Source organism: Vibrio caribbeanicus ATCC BAA-2122, assembly GCF_000165125.1.
GTDB classification, from domain to species: Bacteria; Pseudomonadota; Gammaproteobacteria; order Enterobacterales; family Vibrionaceae; genus Vibrio; species Vibrio caribbeanicus.
In genome coordinates this window covers 24245-36651 of record NZ_AEIU01000091.1, presented here as the reverse complement: position 1 = coordinate 36651, position 12407 = coordinate 24245, and the positions used below count along the sequence as shown (strand labels likewise).

The following is a 12407-nucleotide window of genomic DNA, read 5'->3' as shown; positions in this document are numbered from 1 at the left end:
TGAATTATTGCGACCAAATGAAAATTAATCCTGTTAAACACCATACATTGAATAGTAGAGAAACAATATTTGGTGATAAAAACGACGACCTCTCAGAACCTTGCGCTAAAAGTGGCTATATTAATGTTATCGATTCAAAACACTTCGTCGTCCCTCAAAACGTTACTCACATGGGGAAAATAACAGGAGAGCTCAATGATAAAGGTTAAAGACGTGATGACGCAAAATCCACACACACTTTTGCAATCACACACGCTCGCTGATGCCAAAAATACCATGCAAGCTTTAGATATTCGCCACATTCCAATCGTTAATGAGCACCATCATTTGCTCGGGCTCGTGTCATTGAGTGACGTATTAAGTGCCCAAGAGTCTATGTTGCAAAATGATCTCGACAAACAATCCAAGGTCATGGAGACCTTACTGCTTGAGGTTATGACTACTCATATTAAGACCATTTCATCTAAAGCCGACCTCAAAGAATGTGCGCTTGAAATGCACAAGCACAAATTAGGCTGTTTTCCTGTGGTAGAGAAAGGTGAGTTGGTCGGCATTATTACTGATGGAGACTTTATTGTTATTGCGATAGATCTGCTTGAGCGTTTTGAAAAAATCCAAGACGATAGTTAAAAAAAGAGCGATATTCATCGCCCAAAAGTTTATGCCTAAACAAAAAAGGGCTCCTATTCTATTTGAAATAGGAGCTGATCTGAGAACTAAAACTGGTCTTCTTCTGTAGAACCAGTTAGAGCAGTCACGGATGACTGACCACCCTGAATTGTGTTGGTCATTTTATCAAAGTAGCCTGTACCCACTTCCTGTTGGTGAGCAACAAAGGTATAGCCCTTTTCTGCAGCCTGAAATTCAGGTCTTTGAACCTTCTCTACGTAGTGGCGCATGCCCTCTCCCTGAGCATAATCGTGAGCAAGCTCAAACATGTTAAACCACATATTATGAATGCCAGCTAAGGTAATGAACTGGTATTTATATCCCATATCAGACAGCTCTTGCTGGAATTTCGCTATTGTCTCTGCATCTAGGTTTTTCTCCCAGTTAAATGACGGCGAGCAGTTATACGCAAGCAGTTGATCTGGGTATTCTGCATGAATTGCCTCTGCAAATCGGCGCGCTTCATCAAGGCATGGCGTTGCTGTTTCACACCAAATCAAATCAGCATAGGGAGCATACGCAAGACCACGAGATATCGCCTGATCAATACCTGCTCTCACACGATAAAAACCTTCTTGGGTTCTTTCACCAATAATAAAATCCTTATCATAAGCGTCGCAATCAGAAGTAATAAGATCAGCAGCGTTAGCATCTGTTCTTGCAATAACGAGCGTCGTTGTCCCCGCAACGTCAGCTGCAAGCCTAGCAGCAACCAGTTTTTGAACCGCTTCTTGGGTCGGAACCAACACTTTACCACCCATATGACCACATTTTTTAACCGATGCTAGCTGATCTTCAAAGTGCACCCCTGCTGCCCCAGCTTCTATCATAGATTTCATCAATTCATAGGCATTAAGAACACCACCAAAACCAGCCTCAGCATCAGCTACGATAGGCAAGAAATAGTCAATACCGCCTTCATCACTAGGCGATTTTCCGCCAGACCATTGAATTTGGTCAGCACGACGGAAAGAGTTGTTTATACGCTTCACAACGGAAGGAACAGAGTCGACTGGATAAAGTGACTGATCGGGATACATAGTAGAAGCAGTGTTGTTATCAGCCGCGACTTGCCAGCCTGATAAATATATCGCCTCAATACCTGCTTTTGCTTGCTGAACAGCCTGCCCCCCCGTTAATGCACCAAGACAATTAACATAGCCTTTTTTGGCCTCTCCATTGACTAATGCCCATAACTTATCTGCTCCACGTTGTGCGATAGTATTAGCGGGAACCATAGAACCTCTCAGTTCGACCACTTCCTCTGCAGTATAAGTACGTTTAACATTTTTCCAGCGCGGGTTGGTTGCCCAATCCTTTTCGAGTGCTTCAATTTGTTGGCGTCGAGTTAAGTTAGTCATCAGTTTATCCCTCTTTTGATGAGTGCCTTAGATACTATTCGATGAATATTCAATGGGCATTTATGTTAATTTTTAATGGCAGTACTTCCCTCTCTGCCACGATTTTTATGTTGGATTCCTTTACGATTTAGTCCAAATAGGTGTAACCCGGTATGGTCAAAAAATCTGTCAATTCTGTGCTTGTAGTTAAATCTGACATCAATTTAGCCGCCTCCGAAAAGCGACCTTGTTCGAACCGAGTCAAGCCCACTTCCTCCTTAACCACCAGAGTTTCTTCTTTTAGATAGCGCTCAAACAGAGCATTTGTCACTACTTCACCGTTATCAAGAGTCTTGCCATGTTGGATCCACTGCCAAATTGATGCTCTTGATATTTCAGCGGTCGCAGCATCTTCCATCAACCCATATATCGGCACGCAACCATTACCTGAGATCCAAGCTTCTATATATTGCAGAGCAACCCGGATGTTATGTCTCATGCCAAGTTCTGTTCTTTCCCCACCGCATGGAGCCAATAGCTCAAGAGCGGTAATCGGGGAGTCTCCCTCTCGAGTAACGTCAAGTTGATTGTTTCGTTCACCGAGGACTTGATCAAAAACGCTAAGAGCTGTGTCAGCTAAGCCAGGATGAGCAACCCATGTCCCATCATGGCCATTGCTTGCCTCAAGCGACTTATCATGGGTAATTTTGTCTAGAACCCGCTGGTTTTCATCCTCTTCCTTAGCAGGAATAAACGCAGCCATCCCTCCCATAGCAAATGCACCACGGCGGTGACATGTTTTGACCAATAGTCGGGAGTATGCGCTTAGAAATGGCGTGTCCATAGTAACAGCTTGTCTATCAGGAAGAACCCGTTCAGGGTGCTTACGTAATGTCTTAATATAGCTAAAAATGTAATCCCATCGACCACAATTTAAACCAACAATATGTTCTTTTAGCGCAAATAGAATTTCGTCCATTTCAAAGACTGCAGGTAGTGTTTCAATTAACACTGTTGCTTTGATTGTCCCTGTATCTAAACCAAAGTAGTCCTCGGTCGCATGAAAAACGGCACTCCACCATTCTGCTTCTTGATAAGATTGCAGCTTAGGTAAGTAGAAATAGGGACCGCTTCCTTTTTTCAATAGTTCAGAGTAGTTATTAAAAAAGTAGAGGGCGAAATCAAACAAAGCTCCCGGAATGAGGTTAGAGTCAAAAGTAACGTGCTTTTCTTTAAGATGAAGTCCACGTACACGACAAATTAACACGGCAGGATCTGGCGATAGCTTGTACTCTTTCTTCGTTTGAGGTTGGGTATAGCTAATGGTACCTCTGACCGCATCACGCAAGTTAATCTGGCCATCGAGTAATTTCTCCCAGGCTGGCGACATAGAGTCTTCAAAATCCGCCATAAATATTTTTACATTCGCATTTAATGCGTTAATGACCATTTTCCTTTCGGTTGGCCCCGTGATCTCAACACGGCGATCTTGAAGATCATCTGGAATGTTTTGAATCTTCCAACTGCCTTCACGAATATCTCTTGTGTCGTTAAGAAAATCAGGTAATTCACCCGCATCTATTCTTGCTTGCTTTGCTCGGCGGATTGCGAGTAACTCATCGACCCGCTTGGCAAAGTTTTGGCACAGAAACGATAAGAAGGTTCGGGCTTCAGAAGGGAAAATCACTTCGTGTTCTGGCGAGAGAGGATGAACTAGTTCAATTTTTTCATTATTGATCAGGGTTTCTTGGGCTTCATTTTTTCTTAACGGTGTGTTGGTAAACATAGCTTCATCCTTAAGCAAGATAGGCAACGAGACTTTTTATACTAGGCTTTTTGTCTCTCGAGCCTTTTATCCTTGTTTGAGTTACATTTGTAACTATTAAACAAAAAAAACGGCAGAGTAAGCACATGAGGAAAAATCAAAATTTTCACACAAAGCAAACCGAGATTCAGGGCTAAGAAAAATGTAAAGAAAATCTCAATTCCCCTGCTTTCTCTATAGATAAGCTATACCAACATTTAGCTAAGTGAAAGGGTTAAAGTCACTTAAAATCGAAATTCAAAGTTTTGTGCGGTTGGGTGCAAATGCCTCAACTTCGCCATAAATTTGTAATAAATTACGTAATAAAATTACATAAAAATAAGCTAACCAAGGGAGTTTAAAACGATCGTTTAACCTCTTATCAAGCTAAAAAAGTAAGGGGAAATAAAGGATAGATTAGGTTGTCATAGACCTGTATCAAACGAAGCTTATTTTTTTATCTGTAAATTTTACATTGTGAAATTTCACAATTTAATGAAAGCTTCAAAAAACTATCTCTGTAAGATTTCACAAGCCAACACAACAAGACAGAATAATATGTCGAAAATTGCTTAGATTTAAGTTGATAACACCAATTAAAAACCATCAGTTCGCTTGGAGAGGCAGCAATAACCGAGATATGACTCTAGCTAACTGTTCAAACGTCGCTACTCTAGAGGAACTAGGACGCCAAACTAAACCAATTTGTCGCATTGCTTGTTTGCCCGGCGCATCCAAGACTAATAAATTTTGATTTTCAATAAGGCCGTGACTAATCGCCATTTGAGGAATAAATGTCGTACCCATACCATTAGCCACCATCTGTACTAGGGTGTGTAGGCTTGTAGCATGAAAAGAATTAATTTTATTGCTGTCTGTCAACTGGCACGCAGAAATAGCATGCTCGGAAAGGCAATGTTCTTTCTCCAATAGAAATACAAAATCATCTGGAAAATCAGCGTATCGAATGGGCGAGCGAATTTGATCCGCCTTATCCCTACTCACAATCATTTTAAATGGATCATCCCCCAGTACGCGACTTTCCATACCACCAATATCAATAGGTAAAGCTAAAATAAGTACATCCAACTCACCTTGTCTCAAGGCGTCTAATAGCTGCGCTGTGGTGTCTTCTCGCAGTAATAAATTTAGTAGTGGAAATTGTTTGTTTATCTCTTGAACTACATCGCAAAGTAGAAAGGGAGCAATAGTCGGTATACAGCCAAGCCGGATTTGTCCCTCCATCTCTCCTTCTTGATTTTGTCGGCCCAACTCAACCAAATCTTTTCCTTTTGCAAGTAAATCCCTGCCTTGCTTTACGACTTGCTCACCAGCTTGAGTAAAAACAAGTGGACCTTTTTTATCCTTCTTTTCATAAAGTGAACAACCAATAAGTTGCTCTAAATTTTGAATCCCTTTACTCAAAGTTGATTGGCTAACGAAGCACTTCCTGGCCGCATCGTTAAAATGCCGGGTTTCATGAAGAGTAATGAGATAATGTAACTGTTTTAGGCTGGGCCATTTATTCATATTTACCTACTAATAAGCCATGTGACGCGGGGACTGTACGCCTTACAATTATAATCGCTTTTTTCGATTAACTTAATCTATTTAATTCGCTTTTTTACATGGCGCAATCTGTACTATAGTTTGTCGCGGACAAAAACAGACTCAACCTCAACATAAGGTTGCAAGGTTGTAACCACATATTTTAGGAGCAAAAAATGGTACTAGTCGGTCGTCAAGCCCCAGACTTTACTGCAGCAGCTGTTCTTGGTAACGGTGAAATTGTTGATAACTTCAACTTCGCAGAATTCACAAAAGGTAAGAAAGCCGTTGTTTTCTTCTACCCACTAGATTTCACTTTCGTTTGCCCGTCTGAGCTTATCGCTTTTGATAACCGCCTGGCTGATTTCCAAGCTAAAGGTGTTGAAGTTATTGGTATCTCAATCGATTCTCAATTCTCTCATAACGCATGGCGTAATACAGCTATCGAAGATGGCGGTATCGGTCAAGTTAAGTACCCTCTTGTTGCTGACGTGAAACACGAGATTTGTAAAGCTTATGATGTCGAGCATCCAGAAGCTGGCGTTGCATTCCGTGGTTCTTTCCTAATCGACGAAGAAGGCGTAGTTCGCCATCAAGTTGTTAACGACCTACCACTAGGACGTAACATTGATGAGATGCTTCGTATGGTAGACGCGCTTAACTTCCACCAGAAAAACGGTGAAGTTTGTCCTGCACAGTGGGAAGAAGGTAAAGCAGGTATGGACGCATCTCCAAAAGGCGTTGCAGCGTTCCTTACTGAGCACGCATCTGACCTAAGCAAGTAATTAATGCTATACGATTTCATGTAATGATTCGTAAAGAACATCAAAGCCCAGGGCCTAGCTCTGGGCTTTTTATTTGCAACAATCACAATGACGATTTTTCACATTGCTTGAACTCAATACTGTGGTATCGCTCTGAATCCTGCATTTTTAAGCCACTTGGATACATGTAGCTTAAAAGACAAAACATCTCTAAAGAGACAAAAAATATCGGCTCAAAGACTTTATCTCTTAATCCTCTTTAAAGTCTAACAGGCTCTCTTTATGATAAAAAAAATGCAAACTCAAAGGCTCAATAAGCCTTTCTCAAATGAACATATTATGGAGATACAATATGGCTTATTTTTCGCTAGCTCTCGGAACGGCGACAAAAAACCGTGATAACAAAATTATTGAAGCATTTTTTCCAAACCCAGTGCTTGAACCCTCGGATAATTTAGTTACGGCGATCGCTTCCATTGTGAAGTACTCAAACGGTAATGAAACACTAGAAATTACTCCAGAACAAAGCAGCGAACTTGCTTCCACCTTCGAGATGCATGGTGATAAGCTCAATGCTTCATTTGCAGCTAAAGCTTCCCAATCGGACAAACCACTTGTTGTTGTTATACTCGCAACTGATGAGAAGCCGACATCTGTTGCAGAAGGTTACCTCAAGCTTCAACTAATTTCTAACCGCCTCGTAAAACCCCATGGTACTGTTCTTGATGGAATATTTGGCCTACTGCATAACATTGCTTGGACAAATGAAGGGCCGATTGATCTACCAGAATTAGCCGAACGTCAAATTGATGCTCGATTAGCTGGGCGTGTATTATCTGTCGATTGCGTTGATAAGTTTCCTAAAATGGTCGACTACATTGTTCCATCAGGTGTTAGAATCGCAGACACTTCTCGAGTACGTCTCGGTGCTCACGTCGGAGAAGGTACAACCGTCATGCATGAAGGTTTTATTAACTTTAATGCCGGCACTCAAGGTGCAAGTATGGTTGAAGGCCGTATCTCTGCAGGTGTCGTAGTTGGTAGTCATTCTGACATTGGTGGAGGCGCTTCAATTATGGGAACATTGTCTGGTGGAGGAAAAGTTGTCATCTCTATTGGTGAAAGCTCTCTGCTTGGTGCCAATGCAGGGATTGGTTTCCCACTGGGTGACCGCTGCACAGTAGAGGCGGGCCTGTACATAACTGAAGGGTCAAAAGTGCAAATGTTAGATTCAAATGGCCAAGAAGTAGAAACAGTGAAAGCACGTGAGCTTGCTGGAGTCTCAGACTTACTTTTCCGTCGCAATTCGATAACAGGTCGGATTGAGTGCTTAGCAAACAAAACGGCTGTAGAACTCAACTCTGAGCTACACAGCAACAACTGATAACAATGATCCCCAGCCATTGTGGGTGGGGATCATCACTAAAATTCACCTTATTTATTTAAAAAACTGACCGCTTTATCTGGGAAATCAGTGAATAATCCATCTACTTTTACCTGATTGTAAAAGATGTCTAGCATCCCTTCAAAGCTATCAGTATAAGCAGGAATTCGCCCCGGATCAGCGCGGAAGGTATAAGGATGAACTTGCAAGCCCGCTTGTTTTGCCGCTTTCATTAGCGGTTTAATAACAATGTTACTTTTAGTGGAAGTATCATCAACCAACATCGGCTTCCAAGGCCCAACCCCATCCGCGTACTCAGCCACTTTTTTCATTCCATCTTTTTCAAACATCCAGTCGTAGCTGTAAGGCATCGCTTTACCAGATTTATACTCCATGGTTTCATTCCAATCGGTGTAAGCCATAAGCTGAACAAGTTTTAGGTTCATGTCCATCGTAGGCATCAATTGGTTGTGGATACGCTGAAGTTCGTTAGCATCAAAGCATTGAAGGTAAACCTTGTCCGAGTGGGATACATAACCATATTGCTTTAGTACTTTAAGCACAGCTTTAGAGATATCTTTGCCTTCGTGACGATGGAACCAAGGAGCTTTAATCTCTGGATAGATACCAATATCATAGCCCAAAGTTTTATTTAAACCTTGAATAAGCTCAATCTCTTCAGCAAAAGTTGGGACAGTAAAAGAAGATTTCCACATCGGGAATCGATCTGGATAACCAGCAACTTTATTACCTTTTTCATCAATATTAAATCCTTCGGTCACTTGCAAGGATTTAATTTCTGCTAGAGTAAAGTCGATCGCGTAATAGCGACCATCTTCTCGAGCGCGATCAGGAAACACCTCTGCAACATTGGTGACACGATCTAAATAGTGGTCATGCAAAACAACCAGTTGGTCATCTTTTGTCATAACAACATCTTGCTCAATGAAATCAGGTTTCATCGCGTAAGCCAGCGCTTTTGTTTCGAGAGTATGCTCGGGCAAATAACCTGAAGCACCACGATGAGCGATCACGAGTGGTTTTGCCAATATGCCTGATGATACACAAAGAGCCATGGCCGCGGCAAAAAATGAGAGTCTTTTCATTACTTATTCCTCAAACAACAAGGCTGCTTGCACAGCCTTTTGAATTATCTATTGAGCTGATGCTTCTTTTTCACGTAATTTTTGAGCATGATGGGCTCTTTCACCAAGCAAGGCATAAACCAAACAGATGATCGAAGCAATACATGAGCCCACTAATATCATAAAGCCACCATCCCAACCGAAATGATCAACCGTATATCCTAGGATGGCATTTGCTGCTACAGCACCGCCTAAGTAACCGAATAACCCAGTTAAACCAGCTGCGGTACCCGCTGCCTTTTTAGGCGCGAGCTCTAATGCGTAAAGACCAATCAACATGACCGGGCCATAAATAAGGAACCCGATAGCAATTAGAGCCATCATATCAATGGTTGGGTTGCCTGCAGGGTTAAACCAATAAACTAACACTGCAAAAGTTACTAGCACCATGAATAAAATACCTGCCGGTGCACGTCGTCCTTTGAACAATTTATCTGAGATCCACCCACATAATAACGTTCCTGGTATACCAGCCCATTCATATAAGAAATAAGCCCATGAAGATTTATCTACTGAGAATTCCTTTGCTTCTTTCAAATAAACAGGAGCCCAATCGAGCACGCCGTAACGAATTAAATAAACAAATGCATTCGCGATGGCAATGGACCACAATAGTTTGTTTGCAAAAACATATTTGAAAAATATTTCTTTGGCCGTCATCTCTGTTTCATGAGACTTATCATAGTCATCAGGGTAATCATTTTTATGTTCCTCAATGGCAGGCAAACCACAAGATTGTGGTGTATCTCTTACAGTTAACCAAATAAAAATTGCGACAAGAGTGGCAAAAAAAGCAGGTACATAGAAAGCGGTGCGCCAGTCGTCATTGAATGCCCATAAACCAAGAATGAACAAAGGACCAATAAGCCCTCCCCCAACATTGTGAGCAACGTTCCAAACCGATACAATTTCACCACGCTCTTTGCGAGACCACCAATGCACCATGGTTCTTCCACATGCAGGCCACCCCATACCTTGAACCCATCCGTTGATGAAGAGAAGGATAAACATGGCTGTGATACTGCCTGTTGCCCATGGCATAAAGCCAAAACAGAACATCACCAATGCGGACATAAGTAAGCCGCCACTCAGAAAGTAACGCGGATTAGAGCGGTCGGAAACACTGCCCATTAAGAACTTTGACAGTCCATAAGCAATCGAAACGGCAGCAAGCGCGACACCAAGGTCACCACGACTAAACCCTTGCTCAATCAAGTAAGGCATAGCCAAGCTGAAGTTTTTACGTACGAGATAGTAACCAGCGTAACCGACAAAGATGCCGATAAAGAGCTGCCAACGCAGGCGAGAATACACACTATCGATCTTATCGGAGGGTAAGCGTTCGATGTGCGCCTTAGGTTTGAAGATTCCAAACATAGGGGCCTCATTATAATTTGTGGGGATTATTTAAACTCGAACGAGCAAAAAATAAGTTTCGTTCGAAAGAACACGCATGCTAGTAGAAATTCATTTAATTTCTGTGACAAGGATTAAATAAGAAGCAAAATTGATTAAGCTAATTATAGAGAGATAAAATAATGTGATTGAAATCACTAAATTTGGACTTTATATTGGCATAGCAATAGTTAAAAAAATGACTAATGGGTAAGAATTAGATTAAAAAAGTCAATAATTTTAATACAATATTGGAATTAAAAGCAATAAAACCATTCATATGGTAAATAATTAGGATAATGATAGATCACAATAAAATAGCTGCCTAACTACTGCTTTTTTGCAACCTGTTGATTGCCGCTTTTGATTATCTCAGGCAAAAGCAGACCATCAACAATACTACTATTGATAACTTTATGCGAAAACGTTCACTTTTATTGAGCGTTTATTTTCGAAAAAGTTTACATCTTCTCGATAATGATAGATAAACGATCTGACTAGCTTGGTAAACCTAGAACAGCGAAGGGAAGTAATAAACCTGAATTTAACGAACGTCCTGACTAGTTTAAAGTGATACGCAACAGAATATTGTCTAATATCAAGCCTTTGATTCACCATGTAATCAAACAGTGAGAATATACGACGTAGTCGCAGTATGGTAAAAGGAACCCAATAGTCTAGTTGCCATGCACTAACTAAAATGAAGGTAAAGAAAAGAAAAGGAATTCTTACCATGAAAGAGCCCAAATATATTGTTGCCTTAGACCAAGGTACGACAAGCTCTCGTGCCGTAATCCTCGATCATAATGCTAACATCGTGAGTATATCTCAGCGTGAATTTAGCCAAATTTACCCTAAGTCCGGTTGGGTTGAACACAATCCACTTGAGATTTGGGCAAGCCAAAGCTCGACGCTGGTCGAAGCACTCGCCAAATCAAGCATCACGAGCGATCAACTGGCAGCAATTGGTATCACTAACCAAAGAGAGACAACCATAGTATGGAACAAAGAAACGGGTAAACCTGTGTACAATGCGATTGTCTGGCAATGTCGTCGAACCGCCAATATCTGCCAAGAATTAAAAGAGCGAGGTTTAGAAGACTACGTTAAAGACAACACGGGCTTGGTACTCGATCCTTATTTCTCAGGAACGAAAATTAAATGGATTTTGGACAATGTCGAGGGTGCTAGAGAAGATGCTGAGTCAGGCAAACTGTTATTCGGAACCGTTGATACTTGGCTAGTTTGGAAAATGACCCAAGGAAGAGTTCACGTTACCGATTATACTAATGCCTCTCGTACCATGTTATTCAACATCCACTCTTTGTCTTGGGATGAAAAGTTGTTAGATGAACTCGGTATCCCAGCGTCTATGATGCCAGAAGTTAAACGCTCTTCTGAGATCTATGGTCAAACAAACATAGGTGGTAAAGGCGGTATTCGGATTCCAATTGCGGGAATCGCGGGAGATCAACAAGCGGCACTGTATGGACAAATGTGTGTTGAGGCTGGGCAAGCGAAGAATACTTACGGTACCGGTTGTTTTCTATTGATGAACACCGGAGATGCGCCAGTAAAATCAAGTCATGGCTTGTTAACCACATTAGCTTGTGCTGCCGATGGCGGCCCTTCTTATGCTCTGGAAGGTGCTGTATTCATGGGAGGTGCGTCTATCCAATGGTTACGAGATGAAATGAAGCTACTGGCTGATGCAAGAGATTCCGAGTACTTCGCAACAAAAGTAGATTCTTCAAATGGTGTTTATGTTGTGCCTGCATTCACCGGACTTGGGGCCCCATATTGGGATGCCTGGGCCAGAGGAACAATCGTGGGCCTAACTCGAGGCATTAGTGCAAACCATATCATCAGAGCTACACTAGAGAGCATTGCTTATCAAACGCGTGATGTTTTGGATGCAATGCAGGCAGACTCCAACATGACATTAAATAGTTTGCGCGTTGATGGTGGTGCCGTGGCCAATAACTTTTTGATGCAGTTCCAAGCCGATGTTCTTGATACCAATGTTGATAGACCAAAAGTAACAGAAGTGACCGCACTAGGAGCAGCCTATCTCGCGGGCTTGGCCGTTGGATACTGGAAAGATCTTGATGAGGTGAGAAACAAATCGGAACTTGACCGTTCATTTATCCCGACCAAAGATCAATCAAAACGAGAAAGGCGCTATAAAGGCTGGAAACGCGCTGTTAAATGCGCTCAATCATGGGCAGATATGCGCGATGATGAAGACTAATATTTTGGTTGAATAACATTATTCAATAAGTCGCAATGCAATAAAAATAGCGTAAAAGATTACGCTATTTTTTTGCGTCTAGAGCTCGATTCTTGGCTGTCATTACT

Annotated in this window: 10 protein-coding genes; 5 read left to right on the top strand and 5 right to left on the bottom strand. The window is 41.7% G+C overall.

From position 1 onward, the window contains the following. Window positions 1–17 precede the first annotated feature (17 nt). Together RH40_RS14915 and RH40_RS14910 are read left to right on the top strand one after the other, a co-directional pair. Window positions 18–209 (top strand): hypothetical protein, encoded by a 192-nt coding sequence (locus RH40_RS14915; RefSeq protein ID WP_039954788.1) that lies wholly within the window; start codon window positions 18–20, stop codon window positions 207–209. After that, window positions 196–630, top strand: a complete 435-nt coding sequence (locus RH40_RS14910; RefSeq protein WP_009602441.1) for a CBS domain-containing protein — start codon at window positions 196–198, stop codon at window positions 628–630. The genes RH40_RS14915 and RH40_RS14910 overlap by 14 nt, the downstream gene beginning before the upstream one ends. 86 nt (window positions 631–716) lie before the next feature. Here RH40_RS14910 and aceA read toward each other — a convergent pair whose 3' ends face one another. The 3 genes from aceA to RH40_RS14895 form a co-directional block, all read right to left on the bottom strand. Next, window positions 717–2030, bottom strand: a complete 1314-nt coding sequence (gene aceA / locus RH40_RS14905; RefSeq protein ID WP_009602440.1) for an isocitrate lyase — start codon at window positions 2028–2030, stop codon at window positions 717–719. A 127-nt stretch (window positions 2031–2157) separates the two neighbouring features. Further along, window positions 2158–3795: a malate synthase A gene (aceB, locus tag RH40_RS14900; protein WP_009602439.1), complete on the bottom strand. Its 1638-nt coding sequence runs from the start codon at window positions 3793–3795 to the stop codon at window positions 2158–2160. A gap of 624 nt (window positions 3796–4419) precedes the next feature. Further along, window positions 4420–5343 (bottom strand): hydrogen peroxide-inducible genes activator, encoded by a 924-nt coding sequence (locus RH40_RS14895; protein ID WP_009602438.1) that lies wholly within the window; start codon window positions 5341–5343, stop codon window positions 4420–4422. Between the two features lie 194 nt (window positions 5344–5537). Here RH40_RS14895 and RH40_RS14890 point away from each other — a divergent pair, with 194 nt between their 5' ends. Beyond that, entirely contained in the window at window positions 5538–6146 is a 609-nt protein-coding gene (locus tag RH40_RS14890) for a peroxiredoxin C (protein ID WP_009602437.1), read from the top strand. Window positions 6147–6477: 331 nt separating this feature from the next. Further along, window positions 6478–7509, top strand: coding sequence for a 2,3,4,5-tetrahydropyridine-2,6-dicarboxylate N-succinyltransferase (dapD, locus tag RH40_RS14885; protein WP_009602436.1), 1032 nt, complete (start codon window positions 6478–6480; stop codon window positions 7507–7509). 50 nt (window positions 7510–7559) lie between these two features. Here dapD and glpQ read toward each other — a convergent pair whose 3' ends face one another. Together glpQ and glpT are read right to left on the bottom strand one after the other, a co-directional pair. Further along, entirely contained in the window at window positions 7560–8615 is a 1056-nt protein-coding gene (gene glpQ / locus RH40_RS14880) for a glycerophosphodiester phosphodiesterase (protein WP_009602435.1), read from the bottom strand. A 48-nt stretch (window positions 8616–8663) separates the two neighbouring features. Further along, window positions 8664–10031: a glycerol-3-phosphate transporter gene (gene glpT / locus RH40_RS14875; RefSeq protein WP_009602434.1), complete on the bottom strand. Its 1368-nt coding sequence runs from the start codon at window positions 10029–10031 to the stop codon at window positions 8664–8666. A 751-nt stretch (window positions 10032–10782) separates the two neighbouring features. On the opposite strand from glpT, the gene glpK reads away from it, so the two are divergent. Beyond that, window positions 10783–12300 (top strand): glycerol kinase GlpK, encoded by a 1518-nt coding sequence (glpK, locus tag RH40_RS14870; RefSeq protein WP_009602433.1) that lies wholly within the window; start codon window positions 10783–10785, stop codon window positions 12298–12300. Window positions 12301–12407: the final 107 nt, after the last annotated feature.